General features: G+C 70.5%; 19 protein-coding genes. 5 read left to right on the top strand and 14 right to left on the bottom strand.

What is annotated here, in order from left to right; genetic code table 11:
- Positions 1–11 precede the first annotated feature (11 nt).
- A complete protein-coding gene (locus tag LDL49_RS18820) occupies positions 12–1,403 on the bottom strand; it encodes an MFS transporter (RefSeq protein WP_225292390.1) in 1,392 nt (463 codons plus the stop codon).
- A gap of 72 nt (positions 1,404–1,475) precedes the next feature.
- Between LDL49_RS18820 and LDL49_RS18815 the strand changes: the two genes are divergently transcribed.
- Positions 1,476–1,952, top strand: coding sequence for a MarR family winged helix-turn-helix transcriptional regulator (locus LDL49_RS18815; protein WP_225292389.1), 477 nt, complete (start codon positions 1,476–1,478; stop codon positions 1,950–1,952).
- Positions 1,953–1,986: 34 nt separating this feature from the next.
- On the opposite strand, the gene LDL49_RS18810 is transcribed toward LDL49_RS18815, so the two are convergent.
- The 7 genes from LDL49_RS18810 to LDL49_RS18780 are packed head-to-tail and all read right to left on the bottom strand — an operon-like array spanning position 1,987 to position 9,861.
- Positions 1,987–2,850, bottom strand: coding sequence for an ABC transporter ATP-binding protein (locus LDL49_RS18810; protein WP_225292611.1), 864 nt, complete (start codon positions 2,848–2,850; stop codon positions 1,987–1,989).
- 2 nt (positions 2,851–2,852) lie between these two features.
- Positions 2,853–3,635 carry an ATP-binding cassette domain-containing protein gene (locus tag LDL49_RS18805; protein ID WP_225292388.1) on the bottom strand — a complete coding sequence of 261 codons (783 nt, stop codon included), beginning with the start codon at positions 3,633–3,635 and terminating at the stop codon, positions 2,853–2,855.
- Positions 3,632–4,498 carry an ABC transporter permease gene (locus tag LDL49_RS18800; protein WP_225292387.1) on the bottom strand — a complete coding sequence of 289 codons (867 nt, stop codon included), beginning with the start codon at positions 4,496–4,498 and terminating at the stop codon, positions 3,632–3,634. Before LDL49_RS18800 ends, LDL49_RS18805 begins: the two co-directional genes overlap by 4 nt.
- Positions 4,495–5,511: an ABC transporter permease gene (locus LDL49_RS18795; RefSeq protein ID WP_225292386.1), complete on the bottom strand. Its 1,017-nt coding sequence runs from the start codon at positions 5,509–5,511 to the stop codon at positions 4,495–4,497. The genes LDL49_RS18800 and LDL49_RS18795 overlap by 4 nt, the downstream gene beginning before the upstream one ends.
- A gap of 3 nt (positions 5,512–5,514) precedes the next feature.
- Positions 5,515–7,134 carry an ABC transporter substrate-binding protein gene (locus LDL49_RS18790; protein ID WP_225292385.1) on the bottom strand — a complete coding sequence of 540 codons (1,620 nt, stop codon included), beginning with the start codon at positions 7,132–7,134 and terminating at the stop codon, positions 5,515–5,517.
- A gap of 23 nt (positions 7,135–7,157) precedes the next feature.
- Positions 7,158–8,789 carry a hydantoinase/oxoprolinase N-terminal domain-containing protein gene (locus tag LDL49_RS18785; protein ID WP_225292384.1) on the bottom strand — a complete coding sequence of 544 codons (1,632 nt, stop codon included), beginning with the start codon at positions 8,787–8,789 and terminating at the stop codon, positions 7,158–7,160.
- Complete coding sequence (locus LDL49_RS18780) at positions 8,782–9,861, bottom strand: S-methyl thiohydantoin desulfurase family protein (protein WP_225292383.1); 1,080 nt, start codon at positions 9,859–9,861, stop codon at positions 8,782–8,784. The genes LDL49_RS18785 and LDL49_RS18780 overlap by 8 nt, the downstream gene beginning before the upstream one ends.
- A gap of 405 nt (positions 9,862–10,266) precedes the next feature.
- Between LDL49_RS18780 and LDL49_RS18775 the strand changes: the two genes are divergently transcribed.
- The 3 genes from LDL49_RS18775 to LDL49_RS18765 all read left to right on the top strand — a co-directional run bounded on the left by LDL49_RS18775 (position 10,267) and on the right by LDL49_RS18765 (position 14,670).
- Positions 10,267–10,701: an RpiB/LacA/LacB family sugar-phosphate isomerase gene (locus LDL49_RS18775; protein WP_225292382.1), complete on the top strand. Its 435-nt coding sequence runs from the start codon at positions 10,267–10,269 to the stop codon at positions 10,699–10,701.
- 75 nt (positions 10,702–10,776) lie between these two features.
- Positions 10,777–11,940, top strand: coding sequence for an amidohydrolase (locus tag LDL49_RS18770; RefSeq protein ID WP_225292381.1), 1,164 nt, complete (start codon positions 10,777–10,779; stop codon positions 11,938–11,940).
- Between the two features lie 27 nt (positions 11,941–11,967).
- Positions 11,968–14,670 carry a Tex family protein gene (locus LDL49_RS18765; RefSeq protein ID WP_225292380.1) on the top strand — a complete coding sequence of 901 codons (2,703 nt, stop codon included), beginning with the start codon at positions 11,968–11,970 and terminating at the stop codon, positions 14,668–14,670.
- A gap of 266 nt (positions 14,671–14,936) precedes the next feature.
- On the opposite strand, the gene LDL49_RS56980 is transcribed toward LDL49_RS18765, so the two are convergent.
- Entirely contained in the window at positions 14,937–15,068 is a 132-nt protein-coding gene (locus LDL49_RS56980; protein ID WP_263655228.1) for a hypothetical protein, read from the bottom strand.
- A gap of 159 nt (positions 15,069–15,227) precedes the next feature.
- Here LDL49_RS56980 and LDL49_RS18760 point away from each other — a divergent pair, with 159 nt between their 5' ends.
- Entirely contained in the window at positions 15,228–16,316 is a 1,089-nt protein-coding gene (locus LDL49_RS18760) for a hypothetical protein (protein WP_225292379.1), read from the top strand.
- Positions 16,317–16,638: 322 nt separating this feature from the next.
- Here LDL49_RS18760 and LDL49_RS18755 read toward each other — a convergent pair whose 3' ends face one another.
- The 5 genes from LDL49_RS18755 to metG form a co-directional block, all read right to left on the bottom strand.
- Complete coding sequence (locus LDL49_RS18755; protein WP_225292378.1) at positions 16,639–17,133, bottom strand: hypothetical protein; 495 nt, start codon at positions 17,131–17,133, stop codon at positions 16,639–16,641.
- Between the two features lie 152 nt (positions 17,134–17,285).
- Entirely contained in the window at positions 17,286–18,179 is an 894-nt protein-coding gene (locus LDL49_RS18750) for a sigma-70 family RNA polymerase sigma factor (protein WP_225292377.1), read from the bottom strand.
- A 10-nt stretch (positions 18,180–18,189) separates the two neighbouring features.
- Entirely contained in the window at positions 18,190–18,576 is a 387-nt protein-coding gene (locus LDL49_RS18745; protein ID WP_219530398.1) for an STAS domain-containing protein, read from the bottom strand.
- A 41-nt stretch (positions 18,577–18,617) separates the two neighbouring features.
- Positions 18,618–19,595, bottom strand: a complete 978-nt coding sequence (locus tag LDL49_RS18740) for a phosphotriesterase family protein (RefSeq protein ID WP_225292376.1) — start codon at positions 19,593–19,595, stop codon at positions 18,618–18,620.
- A 57-nt stretch (positions 19,596–19,652) separates the two neighbouring features.
- Positions 19,653–21,083 (bottom strand): methionine--tRNA ligase, encoded by a 1,431-nt coding sequence (metG, locus tag LDL49_RS18735; RefSeq protein ID WP_225292375.1) that lies wholly within the window; start codon positions 21,081–21,083, stop codon positions 19,653–19,655.
- Between the last annotated feature and the right edge of the window lie 47 nt (positions 21,084–21,130).

Below are 21,130 nucleotides of genomic sequence, written 5' to 3'. Positions count from 1 at the left end.
GGCTGTCGTGTTCAGGCCGTCGCGACGGCCACGCGGCGGTTGAGCAGGCCGAACACGGCGGCGAAGGCCGCCGCCACCCCGCCCGCGACGGCGGCGACCCCGAAGACCCACTGATATCCGAGTACGCCCGGCTGGGCGGCCAGGACGGCGGCGATGACCGCGCCCGCGGTGCTGCCGCCCACGATGCGTACCAGCGCGTTGACCCCGGCGGCCAGCGCCGTCTTGTCCGGGGCGACGTGCTCGACCGCCATGGTGCCGAGAGCCGCGTAACCCACCCCGAGCCCGATGCCCAGCAGCGACGTCGCCACGTAGATGTCACCTCCGGTCCGGTGCGCGAAGACCAGCCAGACCGCCGCGAGCGCGACGATCCCGGCACCGGCCGCCACCATCGACGAGGCCGAGAACCTGCGCATGAACCGCCCGGCGAACAGCGAGATCACCAGCATGAACAGCGTGCTGGGCAGCAGGTAGAACCCCACCTCCAAGGTGGAGGCCCGCAGACCCGAGGCCGGCGCCTGGGTGAAGCCCGAGATGCCGGTCATGACGGTGAAGAAGGCGAACCCGAGCAGCATCGAGGCCACCGTCGCGCCGACCGTGCCGCGCTGCACCAGCATCGACATCTGCACCAGCGGCTCGGCCACCCGCCGCTCGACGGCCACCCAGACCACCGCGACCACCACCGCGGCCGCGAACAGCCCGAGCACCCCCGGCGAGCCCCAGCCCCACGATCCGCCCTCGCTGATGGCCAGCAGCAGCGCCACGAGCCACACGGTCAGCAGGAACGCCCCGGCCAGGTCCGGCCGCCCGCCGCGACCCGGAGCCTGGTCACGGACCAGGAAGGCGACGATCACCGCGGCGACCACCGTGATCGCGGCGGTGATCCAGAACACGGCGTGGTAGTCGCCCGAGGCGAGCCCCGCGAGGATCATCCCGCCACCGCTGCCGAACCCCATCGTGGCGCTGAGCACCCCGATGCCGGTGGCCAGCTGCTGCCTGGGCACCAGGTCTCGGACCACCCCGATCGCCAGTGGCACCAGCGCCGCCACGAACCCTTGCAGGACCCGGCCCACGAGCAACCACGGCAACGAGGTGGCCAGTCCCCCGATGACAGAGCCGATCACCAGGAGGGCCAGCGCGCCGAGGATCATCGGCCGCCTGCCGTACATGTCGCCGAACCTGGACAGCAGCGGCGTGGACACCGCGCCGACCAGCAGGCTCAGCGTGAGCGTCCAGCTCACGGCGGAGAGCGAGGTGTGCAGCTCACGCTGGAGCACGGGAAGCAAGGGGACCACGGCCGTGTTCTGCAAGGCGGCGATGGAGGCCGCGAACGCGAGCGCGACCACCGCGGGCCACGGGCTCCGCTCGGACGTCTCAGGCGGCGCGGAAGCGACGATTGTCGCCATGTCGGCTCCTTAGATAACTTGGGTAAGTAACCGAGAGACGATGATACATACGTAAGTTAGGTAATCAAAGCGATGGGTGAAGATCTCAGCAAGACGGTGTCGGCCTTCAGGCGGTTGGTGACCACCCTCAACCGCGCCAAGACGCATGATCAGCTGACCCAGGCGGCCGGCGTCCGGCTCGACCGTCCTGACGTGCAGATCCTCGTCTATCTCCTCGACGCCGGTGAGCCGCGCAGGGTGGGCGCGATCGCCGAGGGCCTGCAGGTGGAGAGCCCGCACGTGACCCGGCACGTCTCGTCGCTGGAGCAGCGCGGGCTGCTGTCCCGGGTCAAGGACCCCGACGACGGCCGGGCCTGGCGGATCGCGCTCACCGATGAGGGCGCCGAGGCGGCCACCCGATGCCGCCGCATCACCGTCGACTGGTTCGACGCCGCGATCGCCGACTGGCCCACGGACGAGCGGGCGGAGCTGGAGCGGCTGCTGTCCAAACTCTCCGACGATCTGTGCGCCCACCTCCAGGGCCGCTTCGCGGACAGCACGGCCAAGTAAGCGCCCTCAGCCCGTCCCAGCTGGGTGAGCGTGCTCAGCCCAGCACGTCTTCGGCGCGGTGGCAGGCCACCTGGCGGCCCTCGACCTCTTTGAGGGCGGGCGCCGTCGCGCACTCCGGCGCGGCCAGCGGGCAGCGCAGCCGGAACGCGCAGCCCGTCTCCGCCGGCCGCGCCTCCGTCCTGCCCCTGGCCACGGGCGGCTCTCCCCCGAGCTTCGGTACGGCGTCACGCAGCGCCAGCGTGTACGGGTGAGCGGGCCTGGCCAGAATGTCGGCCGTCGGGCCCGACTCCACCACGCGGCCCGCGAACAGCACGTGCGAGGTGCGGCAGAGCCGGCCGACCACGGCCAGGTTGTGGGTGATGAGCAGATGTTCGGTGTCCAGGCCGGCCAGCAGGTCGAGGATCCTGGCCTGGACGGTCACGTCGAGCGCGCTGGTGGGCTCGTCGAGGATGAGCAGCCGTGGGCCGACCGCGAGCGCCCTGGCGATGACCACGCGCTGGCGCTGGCCGCCCGAGAGCTGGTGCGGACGCCTGGTGGCCAGGTCCGGGGAGAGGCCGACCTGGTCCAGGAGCTCGGGGACGCGGTACCTGGCGCTTCTGGGCAGGGCCTCGGCTATGGAGGCGCCGACGCGCATCCTGGGGTCGAGGGCTTCGGCCTGGAAGACCGGTTGGACGTCTCTGCGAAACGCCCTCATGTCAGCTTTTTTCAGGGTTTGCTGGCCGTACCAGATATTTCCGGATGTGGGGGTTAGCAGGCCCAGGAAGGCCCGCGCCAGCGTGGTCTTGCCCGAGCCGCTCTCCCCGATCAGGCCGACGCCGCCGTCAGTGAGGTCGAGCGTGACGTCGTGCACGACGGGCGTCCGGCCGTACCCGAGCGTCACCCCCTCCGCCCTGAGCATCGTCACGGCAGCGCCTCCAGCAGCTCACGGGTGTACGGGTGGGACGGCTCGGCGAGCACCTCGCCGGCCGGGCCGCTCTCCACGACCGCGCCGTCCTTCATGACCAGCACCCGGTCGGCGATCGTGGAGACCAGGGCCAGGTCGTGGGAGACGAGCAGCAGGGCCAGGCCGCGCTCCGCGCGCAGCCGCCGCAGCACGCCGACGACCTCGGCCTGCACGGTGACGTCGAGCGCGCTGGTGGGCTCGTCGGCCAGGATCACCTCGGCGCCGAGCGCGATGGCCAGCGCGATCGCGAACCGCTGCGCCTGGCCGCCGGAGATCTCGTGCGGATAGCGGCGCAGGATCCCCGGATCGAGCATGACCGCCTCTACGGCCTCCACCATGATCCGCCGCACCTTCCCCCGCCCATCCCCTTGCACGGTCCCGCGCTGGGCCGCCTGCTCGCCGCGACCGTGCAGTTTCAGCGCACGGCGCATCAGGGTGCCCAGGCGGGTCGTGGGGCTGAGCGCGGCCTGGGGTGACTGCATCACGAGGGCCACCCTGGCGCCCCTGATCTCGCGGAGCCGCCGTTCCGGTGCCTGGAGCACCTCCACCCCACAGACCCGGATATTTCCGGACACGTGGGCGCCCTCGGTGAGGCCCAGCAGTGCGAGCAGCGTGGTCGACTTGCCCGACCCGCTCTCCCCCACGATCGCCACGCACTCCCCCGCATGCACGTCCAGCTCCGGCACGCTCGCGACCACCCGCTCGCCGTACCGCACCTGAAGATCCCTGACCTCGATCACTTGACGACCCTTCGGGGGTCCAGGGCGTTGCGCAGCCCTTCCCCCAGCACGTTGAAGGCGAACGCCGTCACCAGGATCGCCAGCCCGGGAAAGGTCACGACCCACCAGTTCGTGGTGAACAGCGTCTGTCCCTGCTCCACCATCAGCCCCCACTCCGCCGTCGGCTCCTGCGCGCCGAGCCCCAGGTACGACAGCGCGGCGGCGGTGAGGATCACCCCGCCCGCGTCGAGGGAGATCTGGACCAGGACGGGGGTGAGCGAGTTCGGCAGGACGTGCCTCAGGACGATCATGGGCGCGGGCACGCCCAGGCAGCGGGCGGCGTCCACGTAGCCACGCGTCGAGATGGAGGCCGCCACGGAGGCGGACAGCCGGGCGTACCAGGGCCACCAGGTCGCCGCGATGGCCACGATCGCGGTCGTCACGCTGGGCTGCAGCACCACGGCCAGTGCCAGCGAGAGCAGCAGCGCGGGGAAGGCCAGGAAGACGTCGGTGACGCGCATGATCGTATCCCGCACCCAGCCGCCGGCGTAGCCCGCCACCACGCCCAGCGTGACGCCCACGGCCGCCGACATCGCCAGCACCGCCACGGCGATGGTCAGGGAGGTCCGCCCGCCGTACAGGACCCGCGTGAGCACGTCCCGCCCGACCTTGTCGGTCCCGAACCAGTGCGCGCCGCTCGGCGGGAGCAGCGCGTCGACGGGAGCGAGCCGGTCCACGGGGTACGGCGCGAGCCACGGGGCCAGGATCGTGGCCAGCAGGACGAGCACGATGAGCACCGCCCCGGCGGCGGCGAACCGGTCGGTGATCTTCGGCAGCGTACGGCGCAACCGCACCGGCTCCTCGGCCACCCGCGTCTGCGTCATCGGGCCCTCGCCCTCGGATCGACCACGCCCTGGAGGAGGTCCACGACGAGGTTGGCCAGCACATAGACCATCGCGACCAGCAGCGTGACGCCCGCGATGGCCGGGGTGTCGAGGCTGTGGATCGACTCGACGGCGTACCGGCCCAGCCCCGGCCAGTTGAACACCGCCTCGACCAGGAAGCCGTTCACGATCGCGTACGCGAAGACCAGGGCGATCAGGGACAGCACCGGGTTCAGCGCGGGCCGCAGCGCGAACCTGGTCAGGATCGACGTCTCCCCGAAGCCGAGCGCCCGCTCCAGCCGGGCGTGGTCCTGCCCGGACTCCTCGATGAGCGCCGCCCTGGTCATCTGCGCGATCACGCCCGCCGGGTAGGCGGCCACGACCAGCGCGGGCAGCACCAGGTGTTCGAGCGTGCTGGTGAAGATGGGCCAGTTGCCGGTGATGAGCGCGTCGACGACGGTGATGTTGGTCCAGAGCGTCAGGGGGCTGGTGGTGTCGAGCACGGAGTCGTACTCTCCGGCGACCGGGAACCAGCCGAGGTTGCTGGCGAACACCGTCTGCAGGGCCAGGGCCAGCCAGAACACCGGCACCGAGACGGCCAGCATGCTCGCGACCCGCACCCCAAAGTCCGGAAATTTCGTCTTATAGCGGGCGGCGAGCACGCCGACCGGGATGCCCACCGCGATCGCGATGAGCAGCGCCGCACCGACCAGCTCCAGCGAGGCGGGGAAGGCGAGCAGCAGGTCCTCGCGGACCGGCTGCCGGGTCCGCAGGCTGATGCCCCAGTCTCCCGTGACCAGGTCCCTGACGTAGTTCCAGAGCTGCACAGGGATCGCGTCGTCCAGCCCGAACCGCAGCCGGGCCGCGGCGAGCTCCTCGGCCGTCGCCTTCGGCCCGGCGAACGCGACGGCCGGATCGCCGGGCACCAGCCGCATGATGGCGAACGTCAGCACGACCACCCCGGCCACGACCAGGACGGCCTGGCCGAGGCGGCGGGCCAGATAGCGCGGCACGGGTCAGCTTGCGGGCTTGAGATCGTAGAAGAAGACCACGTTGGGATAAGCCGGGTTGTCGACGTACCCCTGCACGTCCGCCGTCAGCGCGCGCTGGTAGGTCTGCACGTACGGCACCGCCACCGCGGCCTGGTCCTGGATGATCTGCTTCTGGATGGTCGCGTACGACTGCTCGGCGGCGAACTTGTCGGTGGCCGTGAGCTGCGGCAGCGCGTCGATCTCCTTGTCGATCTCGGTGTTCTTCAGGTAGGAGAGGTTGAACTGCGGCTTGTCCGCGCTCCTGAACACGTTGAGGAACCACGAGTAGGCGTCGGCGTAGTCGGGATACCAGTACATGACGAAGATGTCCTGGCCCTGCTTCTTGCCCTGGTCCCACTGCGCGTTCCAGGCCATCGGCTTGGCCTCCAGGCTCACGTTGAGCTCCTTCAGCGCCGAGCTGAGCAGCGTCACCAGGAGCTTCTGGTCCTCGTCGCCCTGGGCGTAGGTCATCTTCAGCTTCAGCTCGGGCAGGTCGCGGCCGTAACCCGCCTCGGCCAGCAGCTCCTGCGCCTTGGGCAGGTCCTGCTTGGGTTCCAGGTTGGCGGTGTAGCCGATGAGGCCCTGCGGCACCAGGCCGGTGCTCTTCTTGCCCGCGCCCTTCAGCGCCGCCACGAGGCCGTCGTAGTCGAGCGCGAGCTGGAGCGCCTGCCGGATCCTGACGTCCTTCATCGGGCCGGTGGCGGTGTTGAACAGCAGCAGGAGGTTCTGGAAGGACGGCGTCTGCGAGGTCTGCACGCCCTGGGTCGCGCCCGCCTTCTCGAAGAGCTGCGGGTTGAGGCGCTCGACGAAGTTCACCTCCCCCTTCTGCAGCAGCTGCCAGGCGGTGGTGATCTCGGGGGTGACCCGGAAGGCGATCTTCTTGTACTGCTCGGGCTTCCAGCCGCCCCAGTAGTCCTCGTACGCCTTCAGCGTGAGCTCGGTCTCCTTGCCCTTCTGCCAGGTGTCGATGGTGTACGGGCCGGTGCCGGCGTCGGTCTTGCCGTCCTTGAGCTTGTCGGCGGCGGCCGTGTCATAGATGTAGGCGGCGTAGCCGGAGGAGGCGATCAGGTCCAGCGGTGCCGCGTACTTGAGCGTGAACGTCAGTGTCGCCGGGTCGGGCGTCTCGATCGTCTTGACCGAGCCCCAGATATAGGCGGCGCCGGCGTTCATCTTGATCGTGCGCTCGATGGCCTTCTTGGCCGCCCCGGCGTCCATGGGCGCGCCGGTGTGGAACTTCACGCCCTGGCGCAGCTTGAACGTCCACTGCTTGCCGCCGTCGGCCGACGTCCACTCGGTGGCCAGCCGCGGCTCGGGCTTCTGCGACTGGGTGTTGTACCTGGTCAGGCCCTCGTAGATGTTGGACATGGCGATGATCTCGTTGGAGTACGAGGTCGCCGGGTCCCAGTCCGTGACCACGTCGAGGTTGGGCGCGTAGACGAAAGTGGCGTCGTTGGCCTTGGTGGCCGCGGCGGCGGACTCGCTCGTCGTGGCGCTCGGCTTCGGGGTCCGATCAGCACCGCGCACCTGGCCGCCCGCGCACGCGGTTGCGGTCATGGCCACGGCCCCGGCGACCCCGGCGACGAGCAGACGCTTGTGCCAGCGCATGGGTGGGGAGTCCTTTCGATCTGTCACCGGGACAGAGGTCCGGCGGCTTTGACGTGTACCCGCACCGCGGGTTCTGAGAGGTAGCTCAGCGGCACCTCGAGCAGGTCGACGATCTCCACCCTGGCCGGGTCCGCACCCGCCGCCACGGCACGAGCCGCCGCCTCCTCTTTGACTCTTTCGATCGCCTTTGCCCGGCTTTCGCCCGCAGGCGAGATCGTATCGACTCTGCCGCTCGCGAGGGCGATGGCCGCACCGACCGCGTTGGCCACCTCGGCGTGCTCGGGACGGATGACGCCGCTCACACCGGGGATCTCGGCGGGCAGCAGGAACGCGCCGCCACCCACCGCCACCAGCGGACGGTCGGCCCGGCCGAGCGCCATCCGGTCCACGGCGTCGATCACCATGGCGTCGGCGACGGCCAGCGCGCTTTGCAGAGTGTCGCTGAATGTTTCCGACATGTCGCCCGCGCCGTACGGCGCCGTTCCCGCGGGCTTCGCGGCCTCGCCCGCCCGCGCCGCGCGGGCGGCGGCTTCCAGTCGTTCGCGCCAGTCGGCCGCGTTCGCCGGGACGCGGCCACCCGCCACGGCGGCGTCGGTGACCGTCGACGTGGCGCCGCCGAAGACCAGCGCCTCCTCCGCGATCCGGTACCCCACTGAGTCCGGCCCCACCCGCACGCCGGTACCGCCCGACCTCACGACCGTGCCGCCGCCTAGGGCGATGGCCAGGATGTCCGGCATCCGGAAGTTCGTCAGCACCCCGCCGATCTCCACCGCCGCCGCCGACTCCCTCGGGAAGCCGCCGACGAGCACGCCCAGGTCCGTGGAGGTGCCGCCCACGTCGGCCACGATCGCGTCGCGTACCCCCGACAGGAACGCCGCCCCGCGCAGCGAGTTCGCCGGTCCGGAGCCGATCGTGGACACCGGCAGCCGCGCGGCGTGCGCCACTGTCATGAGCGTGCCGTCGTTCTGGGCGAGGTACGGCCGCGCCCCCAGCCCCCGTTCGGCCAGCGCCGCCACCAGGGCCTCGGTCACCTGCGCCGCCACCCCGTACAGGGCGGCGTTGAGCACGGCCGCGTTCTCCCGCTCCAGCAGCCCGAGTGAGCCGATCTCATGGCTCACCGAGACGGGCAGCCCGTACTCGTCCCGGACCAGCTCCTCGACCGCCCGCTCGTGGTCGGCGCTGGCCGGGCTGAACACCCCGGTCACCGCCACGGCGTCGGCCCGCACGCCGTCCAGGAACCGGCGGATCGCGCCGAGGTCGAGCGGGCCGATCTCGCGGCCGTCGACGTAGTGACCGCCAGGCACGATGACTTCACCGGCGGACACGGCCTTGCGCAGGTCGTCCGGCCAGTCGGAGAGCGGCGGCACGGCGGTGGTGGCGGGCGCGCCGAGCCGGAGCACGGCCACCCGGCCGAGGTTCCTGCGCTCCAGGATCGCGTTGGTCGCGTGCGTGGTGCCCAGCATGACCCGGGTGATCCGCTCCCACGCGGTCACGTCGGCCAGCACCGCGTCCAGGGCCGCCTGTAACCCTTCGGTCACGTCCGGCGTCGTCGGCCGCTTGGCCTTCGCCACCACCCGGTCGGCGGCGTCCAGCACGACGGCGTCCGTGTTCGTGCCGCCGACGTCGATCCCGATCCGTAACGCGCCCTCAGCCACGCAGTTCCCCCTTCACCAGTTCCTCGATCGGCACGTACTCCAGGTCGTAGCCGAACGCGCGCGGCCCCGCCGTCTCCAGCCCCTTGGGCGTCCGCCAGAGCGGGTCGCACGGCCAGGCGAGCACCGTGACGCGCTGGCCGTAGCGCAGACCCTCGGTCTGTACGGCGGCGGCCGTCTCGGTGTCGACCACCGTGATCAGGTCGGGCACCATGGCCCGGGGCCGGCCGTTTTCGAGGGCGACGAGGTTCTCGTTCTGGAGCTCCAGCGTGAGCGTGCGGCCCCGGTCGTCACCGGTGCCCTCGATCGTGGCCGTGCCCCTGACGAACCCGCCGGTGGTGCGCCGTTCGACGTCCGTCAGCTTGCCGGTGATCAGCCGGGCCGCGCCGAGCCGTTCCGCCAGGGCGCGCAGCGGCTCCGCCGTGCCCTCGGTGGCCCGGCCGACGGCCAGCGCGCGGGTGACCGTGCCCTCGATGACCGCGCCGCGCGCCTGTGCGGCGGTGAGCACGTAGTCGGCCATCAGCGCGTGCGAGCCCGCCGCCACGCAGACGGCGCGCGCCAGACGCTCGGACCAGAGGCCGTCGATGGGGCGGATGGTCACGATGTTCCCCACGATGTCGGACATGATGACGAGGTCGGCAGGCAGCCCCGCCACGTACATCGACACCATCTGCACCTCGGGAAACGCCCGCCCCATACCGTCGGCGTCGAGCAGCGGCAGGCCGAGCTGGGCGGCCCAGGCGACGGGCGCGACACCGTTCGCCCCGCCGATCTCCGACGACATGACCGCGGCGGGCGGGCGGCCGAAGATCCGCTCGATCTCCTCCGCGATCCGCTTGGGCTCGTCCTCACCGTGGATCATCTCGTGGCTGACGGTCGGCGCGCCGATGCCGGACAGCGGCACGACCAGCGCGTCGGCGGGCAGGTCCGCCAGCTCGATGAGCGGCACCGGCCCGTACGTCTGGATCGCCCGGATCGCCGCCAGCGACCCGGTACGCACGTCCCCTCCGCCTCCGGTGCCCAGGACGGCACATCCCCGGGCGAGGGCGGGAATGTCACTGATGTCGATGGTCATATGGCGACACAACCAAGCACATAGCCACTCATTGCGCCAGTCAGGTCGGCGTTACGAGGACCGACTCGGGACTGTGAACCGGGTTATGGAGACCGTTTTGGGGCGGCGAACCGGGCCACGGGGACCGACTTGGGGCGGCGAACGGGTCACGGGAACCGACTCAAGTCCGCGAACCGGCGAACCGAGCGCGCCATCCGAGCGCGCCATTCGATTGCGCGATCCGGGTGCGCGCGGCGAAGCTCGTGGCGGGCATACCTGCTGTGGCGGCGACGGCATCGGCGCCGTAGTAGCGGGCGGCACAGGCGCTGTGGGTCGCGGCGGTCCAAGTGCCGTGGGTCGCGGCGGTACAGGCGCCGTGGCGGCGGCATGGGTGCCGTCCCGACATATCCGGAAAGGGGAGCGAGCATGCGAATTTCGGTGGCGACCGACAGCCTGGACGGCGTGGCCGAGCGCGTCGTGAAGCTGCTGCGCACGCGCGGGCACGAGGTGGTCACGCACGGCGCGCTCAACCCGGAGGAACGCGACGACTGGGCATGGGCGTCCGAACTAGCCGCGCGCGACGTGAGCGAGGGACGCGCCGACCAGGCCGTCGTGTGCTGCTGGACCGGCACGGGCGCCTCGATCGCGGCGAACAAGGTGCCGGGTGTACGGGCGGCGCTCTGCGTCGACGCCTACACGGCAGACGGGGCCCGCAAGTGGAACGACGCCAACGTACTGGCGCTGAGTCTGCGGCTGACGTCGGAGGTGGTGCTCGACGAGATCCTCGACGCCTGGCTGGCCGGTGTGCCGAGCACGGACGCCACAGACCAGGCCAACGTCTCCCACCTCGACACGATCTGACGGCGACCCGCCGTACGGGAAATGACCTTGGGCGGAATCGCGGAAACGTCGGTGCCGCCCTTTAGGGTGCTGGGCATGACGGATGTGCTCCTCCACGGCGGGCGGCCGTGGGGTCACGAGGCGCCTGCCGACATTCTCGTCCGCGACGGCCGTATCGAGCGGGTCGCGGCCGGGATCGACGCGCCCGCGGCGCAATCGTTCGACATCACCGGGGGCCTCGTGCTGCCCGGCCTCGTCGAGGCGCACTGCCATCTCGACAAGACCCTCTACGGAGGGCCCTGGGTGCCCCACTCCGCCGCCGACACGCTGGCCGGTCGCATCGGCAACGACCTGGGCCGCCGCGCCGAGCTCGGCGTGCCGAGCGTCGAACGCGTCGCCGCGCTGCTGGCGCGGATGAGCGCCTACGGCACCACCCATGTCCGTACCCACACCGACATCGACCCGCTGGTCGGCCTGCGCGGCGTGGAGGCCGTGCGGGAGGCGGCGGCGGGCTCGCCCATCGACGTGCGCCAGGTCGCCTTCCCGCAGCACGGCGTGCTCACCCACCCCGGCACGGCCGAGCTGCTCGAAGCGGCGCTCAAGAGCGGTGTCGAGGCGGTCGGCGGGCTCGACCCGGCGGGCATCGACCGCGACCCGGTGCGCCACCTCGACATCGTCTTCGGGCTGGCGGAGCGCTACGGCGCGCATCTCGACATCCACCTCCACGACGGCGGCTCGCTCGGTGCCTGGGAGCTGGAGCTCATCACCGAGCGCACCAGGGTGCTCGGGCTGGCGGGCAGGGTGACGGTCAGTCACGCGTACGCGCTCGGCCAGGTGGACGAGGGCTACCAGGACCGCCTGGCCCAGGGCTTCGCCGAGGCCGGGGTGGCGCTGGTGACGGCCGCCGTCTACAGCTTCCCGGTGCCGCCGGTCAAGAAGCTCCGGGCCGCCGGCGTCACGGTGGCGTGCGGTCACGACGGCATCCGCGACCTGTGGGGCCCTTATGGCAGCGGCGACATGCTCGAACGCGCCATGCACGTGGCCTACCGCAGCACGTTCCGCAGGGACGAGGACATCGAGCTCGCGCTGGAGGCGGCCACCTACGGCGGCGCCCGCGTGCTCGGCCTCGACGCCTACGGGCTGGCTCCCGGCGACCGGGCCGACCTCGTCGTCGTCCCCGCGAGCGGCGCGGCCGAGGCCGTGATCACGCACCCGGCGCGCACTCTGGTCATGAAAGACGGCACCGTCCTGCACAATTGACCGGCGGGACCATCGAAAGGCAGGCAAGTGCTCTCTATTCACCAGCGGATCGCGGAAGAGCTCGGCGTACGCGACGGGCAGGTGCTGTCGGCCGTCGAGCTGCTCGACGGCGGCGCGACGGTGCCGTTCATCGCCCGCTACCGCAAGGAGGTCACCGGCGCCCTCGACGACGCCCAGCTGCGCACGCTCGAAGAGCGGCTGCGCTACCTGCGCGAGCTGGAGGAGCGCAGGACGGCGATCCTGGAGTCGATCGAGTCCCAGGGCAAGCTCGACGACGAGCTGCGGGCCCAGATCATGGCGGCCGACACCAAGGCCCGGCTCGAGGACATCTACCTCCCCTACAAGCCCAAGCGGCGCACCAAGGCGCAGATCGCCCGCGAGCTGGGCCTGGAGCCGCTGGCCGACCAACTGCTCGCCGATCCCTCGCTCGACCCCGCCACGCTGGCGGAGACGTTCGTGACCGAGGGCGTCGCCGACGCGGCCGCCGCGCTGGAAGGCGCGCGGGCGATTCTCATCGAGCGCTTCGCCGAGGACGCCGACCTCATCGGCGGCCTGCGCGAGCAGCTCTGGAGCCGCGGCCGGCTGCTCTCCACGGTCCGTGAGGGCAAGGAGGAGGTGGGGGCGAAGTTCTCCGACTACTTCGAGTTCGGGGAGCCGTTCACCAAGTTGCCCTCGCATCGGATCCTGGCCATGTTCCGGGGCGAGAAGGAGGAGATCCTCTCCGTCACGCTGGAGCCCGACGACAGCCCCGAATACGAGATGCGCATCGCCTCCCGCTTCGGTGTCTCCGACCAGGGCCGCCCGGCCGACCGCTGGCTCAACGAGACCGTGCGCTGGGCCTGGCGCACCCGCATCCTCGTGCACCTGGGCATCGACATCCGGATGCGGCTGTGGCAGGCGGCCGAGGACGAGGCGGTGCGGGTGTTCGCCACCAACCTGCGCGACCTGCTGCTGGCCGCCCCCGCCGGCACCCGCACGACCATGGGCCTCGACCCGGGCCTGCGCACCGGCGTGAAGGTGGCCGTGGTCGACGCCACCGGCAAGGTCGTCGACACCGCCACCATCTACCCGCACGAGCCGAAGCGGCAGTGGGACCAGTCGCTGGCCGTCCTGGGCGCGCTGGCGCAGAAGCACGGTGTCGAGCTGATCGCGATCGGCAACGGCACCGCCTCCCGCGAGACCGACAAGCTGGCCGGTGAGCTGGTCAAGCACATGCCGTCGGTTACCAAGATCGTCGTATCGGAGGCAGGCGCGTCCGTCTACTCCGCCTCGGCGTACGCCTCTGCGGAGCTGCCCGATCTCGACGTGTCGCTGCGCGGCGCGGTCTCCATCGCGCGCCGCCTCCAGGACCCGCTGGCCGAGCTGGTCAAGATCGACCCCAAGTCGATCGGCGTCGGCCAATACCAGCACGACCTCGCCGAGACCAAGCTGTCGCGCTCGCTCGACGCGGTGGTCGAAGACTGTGTCAACGCCGTGGGCGTCGACGTCAACACCGCGTCGCCACCGCTGCTCACCCGCGTGTCGGGCATCGGCGCCACGCTGGCCGAGAGCATCGTGCGCCACCGCGACTCCAACGGCCCCTTCAAGACCCGCGCGGCCCTGAAGGACGTGGCCCGGCTCGGCCCCAAGGCGTTCGAGCAGTGCGCGGGCTTCCTGCGCATCGCGGGCGGCGACGACCCGCTCGACGCCTCCAGCGTGCACCCCGAGGCCTATCCGGTGGTCCGGCGCATTCTCGGCTCGGTCCAGACCGACCTCAAGACGCTGATCGGCAACACGGCGACGCTGCGGGCGATCAAGCCGCAGGAGTTCACGGACGACACGTTCGGCCTGCCCACGGTCACCGACATCCTGCGCGAGTTGGAGAAGCCCGGCCGTGACCCGCGTCCCGCGTTCAAGACCGCGACCTTCAAGGAGGGCGTGGAGAAGATCTCCGACCTGCTGCCCGGCATGATCCTGGAGGGCGTGGTGACGAACGTGGCCGCCTTCGGCGCGTTCGTGGACGTCGGCGTACACCAGGACGGCCTGGTCCACGTCTCCGCCATGTCCCGAAATTACGTGAAGGATCCCCGCGACGTCGCCAAGCCCGGCGACATCGTCCGCGTCAAGGTCCTCGAGGTCGACATCCCCCGCAAGCGCATCTCCCTGACCTTGCGCCTGGACGACGAGACCACCTCTGAGGGCCGCGCTTCCCGCGGCGGGGGCGGTGCGGGCCGCGGCTCAGCGGGAGACGGTGGCAGGGGCTCGGCCGGAGAGGGTGGTCGCGGCCCAGGCGGTGCCCGCGGCGGCTCGTCGGCCGGGAACGGCGGGCGCGGCGCGGCGGGCCGTGGGGCTGGCGGCGCCGGAGAGGGCGGACGCGGAGCAGCGGCCGGTCGTGGCGACGGCGGACCCCGAGGCGGCACGCGGGGTGACGGCGGACCCCGAGGCGGCACGCGGGGTGACGGCGGACGCGGTGACGGGCCCGGCGGTCATGGGGACGGCGCACGTGGGGATGGCGGACGCGGTGACGGCGCGCGAGGCGCCGGGTCCGGCGGACGCGGGGACGGCGCACGAGGTGGCGGCGGTCGCGGAGATGGCGGTCAGCGCGGGCGGGGCGACGCCGGTCAGCGCGGCGACGGCGGCCAGCGGGGTCGTGGGGACGGCGGCCAGCGCGGCGGCGCACGCCGCCCGGCTCCCTCAGGCGCCATGGCCGAAGCCCTCCGCAAGGCCGGCCTGACCGGAGACGACCAGTAACTCCCGCCCTCGACCTACGCTTTGGGCAGCGGGCACGGCGCCACCACACGCCGTGCCCGCCCTCTTGGTTGGGCCGTGGACGGACAGCACGGCCTCGCCGCACACCGTGCCCGCTCCTTGGGCCTGGGTCGTGGACGAGCAGCACGGCCTCACCGCACACCGGGCCAAGGGCCACCCGCCGTCGAGGTGGTCCGCTGCCGGTAGCGGAGGAATACACCGCACTGGACCGCTGGGTCCACCCAGTGGCCGCACCTCACGAGGGTCTGTCAGTACTTCTTGATCTCCCAGTCGTGGCCGGTGGCCTTGCGCTTGCCGGAGCAGGTGGCGACGGACCGCCCGTCTATACCCGGCTGGACGACGACCCACGGGCCGCGCGCGGCCATCATCGTCTTTTTCATGCGGGCGATCCCAGTAAGACATTCGGAACTTATCCGGCTTTTCGGATGACCGTTGCCAGGATCGACCGGAGACGGCGGCTGACTTCCGCCGTCAGGTGATCCGCTGCTGGCGGAACTTCGGCGAGTCGGCCAGGCCCGCTGGGGCGATACGGTCGAAGGGTGAGCACAACTGCGTACACCACGGCGATCACCCAGGCCCGCGACCTGCTCAGGTGGCGCTCACCACTGCGCACCGAGCTCTGGGCGGCCCGGCTCACGGCCACACTGAGCCCAGCCGAGGTCCAGCCGCTCGTACGACAGCTCACCGAAGACGGTAGCCCGGAGGCCCGTCTCACCCTCGCCGCCCTGGCCACCGTGGAGACCGCAGCTCTGGAAGCCGCAGAGACCGCCCTGGACGACGTCGAGACCGCAACCCAGGACGACGTGGAGACCGCAGTTCTGGGCGACGAGACGGAGCGGCCGGCCGGGCAGGAGCCGGGAGGAGACAAGACGCTTCGAGAGACTCTGCGGGAGGCCGGGAGAGAGGCCGCGCGGGGGCTGCCCGAGTGGGTCGGGCGGATGGGGCAGGTGGAGTGCGAGCAGGCGTGGTACGGCAAGGCCGACCGCTACGGCGAGCAGACCCTGGCCGCCCTGCGCTTCCGCTACCCCGACGGCAAGGAGCCGCACGTCCTGATCGTAGGCATCGACCAGGTCAACGGCGGCCTGGCGGTCGATGCGACGGTCGAGGAGCCGAAGTTCCTCGACGACCTGGACCTGCGGCCGGCGGATCCGGCGGTGGTCGCGGGGCGGGTGCTGGACGCGTTCGAGATGACCGACCTCGTCATGGGGGCGCCGATCGCCGAGAGCCTGCCCGCCGTCCGCCCGCTGGCGCTCGCCCGCGCGCAGGCCGTCCCCGATCCGGTACGGCAGGCGCCCGACGACACTTTGTCCCGGTTCCTGGATCTGCCGGACCTGCCAGGAGCGCAGGAGGCGTTCGGGAAGCTGGTCGAGTTCGTGGGTGATCGGCCCCTGTGGTGGAGTCCGGCCCGGGCCTCACGGTTCCTCACCTCGTGGCTGCCGCGCGAGGCGATCCTGACCGACGCGGCCGTCTCGGCCATGCCCGAGGTGGTCCGCGCCTGGAGCCGCTTCCACGGCGCCGAGCCGGAGGTGCTCCAGCAGATCGAGGCCGACGCGCCGCGCCTGCCCGCCCTGATGGCCGACGAGTCGCTGGCGGGCCTCCGCAAACGTATGGCCCAGAACGACCGGTAACCACAGGCAGGCCGCGCCCTTCTCAGAGGGCGAGACGGAACGGGCACCCCGAGCAAGTCCGCTACCAGCGGCAAGTCGCAGCAGTGACCACGAACATCACGATCTACAACTGGAGTAGTAGGTACGGGCGGCTATGCTGCGCACTGGACGTTTTACCGCCGCCCCCGCACGGGCGTCTCAAGGGAGATCAACGTAATGTACAAGGAGTTCGCCGCCGAGGCCGTGGTCTGGCTCGTCCCGGTCGTGGTCCTCATCGGCCTTGCTCTGATGGTCACCTCCTGACGGTCAGGGGCCGGACCGGGTGCGACCCCTGGCGTCCTGGTCAGCGGTAATACTCGGAGTGCACCACCGTGGTGACGTCACGGTCGAAGCGGATCCCGCCGTCGAGCCACCGGTTCCACATGTTCGAGAGCGTACGAGTTCTGACGGTGCACGACCCCCAGCGGGTGCGCTTGGCACGGATGGTGCCGACGTAGTCGTAGCAGGACCCGACCTTCTTGCCGTTGACCTTGAGCCGGGCGTTCAGGCTGACGGCATAGAGGGTTCTGCGGGAGATGTTGGTGATCCGCACCTTGACAAGGCACGTGTCCTTGCATCGGCCAAAGTAGAGCTTGTACTTGACCAGGTGCGGCTTGGCGGTGCTGGAGAGGGTGGCCGTCGGGCTCGCGGCCACCCCGGCAAAAGCGGAAGCCCCCGTGAAAGCGGCCACCCTCGTGAAGGCGGGTGCCGGAGAAGCGGCGTCCCCAGCGGCCGGCGCCGCGAGCACCGCGGTCGGCACCGTGACCGCTAAGAAGAAGACGACGAGACCCTTGACCATGTTGCCCCCATAGCGTCAACATGCCGCCGCTTCCGCCCGTCGAAAACCGGCGAAAGCCGTTGAAAGCTATTGAAAGCGGCATCAGGGTCCCGATTAACCGTCAGGAAAATGGCCGAGTCAATCGGTCGTCCCACCACATCCCTATTACCTCGTCATGAAGCCCAGGCGAGCAAGGGACGCAGCTGTCGCAGGCGTTTCAACGCCTGTTTCTCCAGTTGCCTGATGCGCTCTCTGGTGAGCCCGAGCCGTTCCGCGATTTCGGTATAGCTGCGGGCTTCATGGCCCGCCAGGCCGTACCTGAGTCTGAGGACGAAGGCCTCTCGCGGCGGGAGCGAGGTGAGCACCTGGTGCAGTTCGGCGTTCAAAGCGCGGCGCTCCGTGAACTCCTGCACCTGGAGACCGTCCTCGTCGGGGATCATGTCGCCGATGTTCCCCTCGCCGTTCTCGCCGACGGGCACGTCCAGGCTGACCGTCTCCTGGGCGAGCCGCCGTAGCACGGCGACGTGGCGGAGCGAGCGTTCGGCGGCCTTGGCGAGCTCCGCCTCCCGGGGCTCGCGCCCCAGGTCGGCGGCGAGTTGCCGGGCGATCCTGCTCAGTCGCGCCAGCTCTTCGGCGACGTGCGTGGGCAGCCGTACGGTGCGGCTCTTGTCGTGGATGCCGCGTTCGATGGCCTGGCGGATCCACCACATCCCGTAGGTGGAGAACTTGTAGCCACGTTTGTAGTCGAACTTCTCCACGGCCCTGATCAACCCGAGATTGCCCTCCTGGATGACGTCGAGGAGTGGGAGCCCACGAAAGGCGTAGCGTCTGGCGGCGGCCACCACCAGCCGGAGATTGGACCTGATGAGCAGGTCCTTAGCACGCTGCCCGTCGCGGCGGACGTATTCGAGCTCCGGTGTGCCCTCGCCACGGCCGATCAGGTAGCCCGAGTAGAGGCCCGCCTCGATCCGTCGTGCCAGGTCCACTTCGTCCGCGGCGGAGAGCAATGGTGTCTTTCCGATCTGCTCCAGATACATGCCGAGCAGGTCGGGCTCTGCGGCCGACATACCAAAGCGACTACCCGGTAAACGGCGGCGAACTCCCCGGTTCATTGAGTTCGGCGATGGCGAGTTCGGCGGTGGTGCGGATGTCGAAGAACTTGTCGAGGGCAGTGATCGCGAAAAGGTGCTTACACCTGCCATTCAGCCCGGAAAGCAACAGCCGGCCGCCGGAGGCGGTCACCGCCTTGTGCAGATAAACAAGCACGGAAAGCCCGGAAGAATCGCAGACGCTGACCGCCTGCATGTCGATGACGAGTAAGGGTGGCTGGGTCAGGTCGAGCGCCTTGGTGACGCGATCGCGCACCTCGGCCGCGGATCCGAAGTCGAAGTCTCCCGTGAGCCTGGCGATGACACACGGTCCCTGGAGCCCGAGGCTGATCGACAAGGCCTGCTCCGAAGTCACCCAGTTCCACCTACCCGCATTGCTCGCCCGATGTCACCACTTTACGAGAAGTAGCGTCTTGGGTTGGACACCAGCATCTGCTCGATCTGATCGCCGGTCACACCCGAGTCCCGCAGTGCGGCCAAGACCTCGTCGTGGATGTGATCGTAGCGCCAGTTGGGCGCCATCGTGCGAAGTGCCTCATCCCAAGACTCCACAAAGTAGTCCATAAAGCAGGCGGTGTCGTGGCTGAGGACCATCCGATCAGCGTATCCCCGCTGGCAGAGGGCGGCGATGGTGGCCACCCGGTCGGGCGTCGCGTTGTAGACATCCAACCCGAATCTATCCATCCCCAGCGTGGCGCCCGTGTCGGCCAGACGCATCAGGTAGTCGAGATCGTTGGTGTCGCCCGCGTGCCCGACGACGACCTTCGTCAGGTCCACGCCCTCCTTGGCGAAGAGGTCGAGCGCGGTCAGGCCGCTCTGCGCGAAGGAGTTCGTGTGAACGGTGATCGGCGCGCCGGTACGCACATGCGCCCGCGCGACGGCCCGGCAGATCCGCTCGACCCCGGGCGTCAGGCCCTTCTGCTCGACCACGCACTTGAGGAACGCTGCCTTGACCCCGGTGTCGGCGATGCCCTCGGTGAGGTCGCGTACGAAGTCGTCGATCATCGGATCGGGCATGTCCAGGAGCAGGCCGGGGCCGCGGTGGTCGTACTGGTGAGGCAGCTCTTCGAAGCTGTAGATGCCGGTCGCGGCGATGATGTGCAGATCCGGCACTTCGGCAGCGATGCGCTGGATGCGGGGGATGTACCGGCCGAGCCCCCACACCGTCGGGTCCACGATCGTCCGCACGCCCTTCGCCGCCACCGCCTGGAGCTTGCCGATCGCGTCGGCGACCCGGAACTCCTCGTCCCACCAGGCACCTTTGCCGTAGTTGTCGAGAAACTCCGTGGACAGGACGAAGACGTGCTCGTGCATCAGGGTCTGACCGAGCTCATCGACGTCGACGGGACCGCGAACGGTGTTGACGGTGGGCATGAGCGCCTCCATACCGGCTGGTCGGTGCCGCCAACCTAGGCCGCCCCCTATCCCCCGTCAACCAGCCAGCCGTGGGAACAACGGCTCGGGCCGGGGCAGCCGTTCCCCGCTCACCGCCGCCGCCACCCGTGCCGCCCCTGTGGGCAGAAAGGGCGCCAGCTGTCCGGCCAGCGCCCGGCACGCGTGGACGAGCGTCGCCAGCGAGGCCTCCCTGTCACCGGGCTCCTGCCGCCACGGCTGTACGCGTTCGACGTACTTGTTGGCCTCCTCGACGATCGTCCAGACCGCCGCGGCGGCACGGCGGAAGTCGAAATCCTCCAATGCCTCGTGCACCCGCCCCGGCGCGCTCTCGCAGGCGTCGACGAGGCCACGTGCGGCGTCCCCGTCGACGGCGACGATGGGCACCGCGCCGTCCTGGAAGCGGTGCACCATGGTGACGACCCGGTTGACCAGATTGCCGACGCCGTTGGCCAGATCCTCGTCGGCCCTGGCGACCAGCCGTTCCACGGTGAAGTCGGCGTCGCCGACCCGCGGTACCTCGCGCAGCAGCCACCACCGCACCGCGTCGGCGCCGTAGGCCCGCGCGATCGCCTCGGCGTCGGCGGGCGTTCCGGCCGACTTGCTGATCTTGCGGCCGCCGGCGGTCAGGTAGTCGTGCACGAAGATCTCAGCGGGCAGCGGCAGGCCCGCCGCGAGCAGCATCGCGGGCCAGTACACCGCGTGGAAGCGGATCACGCCCTTGCCCATCAGATGGATCTTGCGCGGCTCGGCCACCCACCAGCGGTCGTAGTCGCCGCCGTCCAGCGCGGTGACGTAGTTGGCCAGGGCGTCCCACCACACGTAGACCACCTGGGAGGGATCGCCCGGCACGGGTATGCCCCAGCCGGGCGCCCGGTCCGCGGCACGCGAGACACTGATGTCGGCCAGACCCGCCTCGATGAACGCCAGCACCTCGTTCCGCCGCGCCGCCGGCTCGATCCTGAGGCGCCCACCGCGGATCAGGTCCAGCAGCGCGTCCTGGTAGCGCGAGAGGCGGAAGAACCAGTTCCGCTCAGAGATGTGCTGTAACGGCGCCTCGTGCTCGGGGCAGGGCCCCTCGCCGTAGAACTGCTCGCAGCCGACGCAGTAGAGCCCTTCGTAGTGCCGCTGGTAGAGGTCGCCGTCGATCGCCCGCCAGATCCGCTCGACTCCCGGACGATGCCCCGGATGACGGCTCGTCCGGATGAAGGCGTCGAAGGACAGGTCGTACGACTCGCGCAGCCCCTCGAAGGCGGCCGCGTTGCGATCGACCAGCTCGCGCACCGGGACGCCTTCCGCCTCGGCGGCCAGCACGTTCTTCAGCGAGTTGTCGTCGGTGCCGGTCTGGAAGCGCACGGGCTCACCGCGCCCCCGGTAGTGCCGGGCCAGCACGTCGCCCTGCACGAACTCCAGGGCGTGCCCCAGGTGCGGGCGGGCGTTGACGTAAGGGATGGTGGTCGTGATGTACATCGTGTGTCTCCCGAGGGGCCCCGGACACGATGAGAGGCCCCGCTCGC

The sequence above is a fragment of the Nonomuraea aurantiaca genome (assembly GCF_020215705.1).
Classification (GTDB): Bacteria; Actinomycetota; Actinomycetes; order Streptosporangiales; family Streptosporangiaceae; genus Nonomuraea; species Nonomuraea aurantiaca.
Note: the sequence above shows the minus strand (reverse complement) of the source record. Positions and strands in the feature narration are given on the sequence as shown.

Bases quoted from the DNA above. Each gene is read 5' to 3' on its own strand.
- LDL49_RS18820 (WP_225292390.1), bottom strand. From the start codon at position 1,403: ATGGCGACAATCGTCGCTTCCGCGCCGCCTGAGACGTCCGAGCGGAGC.
- LDL49_RS18815 (WP_225292389.1), top strand. From the start codon at position 1,476: ATGGGTGAAGATCTCAGCAAGACGGTGTCGGCCTTCAGGCGGTTGGTG.
- LDL49_RS18810 (WP_225292611.1), bottom strand. From the start codon at position 2,850: ATGCTCAGGGCGGAGGGGGTGACGCTCGGGTACGGCCGGACGCCCGTC.
- LDL49_RS18800 (WP_225292387.1), bottom strand. From the start codon at position 4,498: ATGACGCAGACGCGGGTGGCCGAGGAGCCGGTGCGGTTGCGCCGTACG.
- LDL49_RS18790 (WP_225292385.1), bottom strand. From the start codon at position 7,134: ATGCGCTGGCACAAGCGTCTGCTCGTCGCCGGGGTCGCCGGGGCCGTG.
- LDL49_RS18780 (WP_225292383.1), bottom strand. From the start codon at position 9,861: ATGACCATCGACATCAGTGACATTCCCGCCCTCGCCCGGGGATGTGCC.
- LDL49_RS18775 (WP_225292382.1), top strand. From the start codon at position 10,267: ATGCGAATTTCGGTGGCGACCGACAGCCTGGACGGCGTGGCCGAGCGC.
- LDL49_RS18770 (WP_225292381.1), top strand. From the start codon at position 10,777: ATGACGGATGTGCTCCTCCACGGCGGGCGGCCGTGGGGTCACGAGGCG.
- LDL49_RS56980 (WP_263655228.1), bottom strand. From the start codon at position 15,068: ATGAAAAAGACGATGATGGCCGCGCGCGGCCCGTGGGTCGTCGTCCAG.
- LDL49_RS18755 (WP_225292378.1), bottom strand. From the start codon at position 17,133: ATGGTCAAGGGTCTCGTCGTCTTCTTCTTAGCGGTCACGGTGCCGACC.
- LDL49_RS18750 (WP_225292377.1), bottom strand. From the start codon at position 18,179: ATGTCGGCCGCAGAGCCCGACCTGCTCGGCATGTATCTGGAGCAGATC.
- LDL49_RS18740 (WP_225292376.1), bottom strand. From the start codon at position 19,595: ATGCCCACCGTCAACACCGTTCGCGGTCCCGTCGACGTCGATGAGCTC.
- metG (WP_225292375.1), bottom strand. From the start codon at position 21,083: ATGTACATCACGACCACCATCCCTTACGTCAACGCCCGCCCGCACCTG.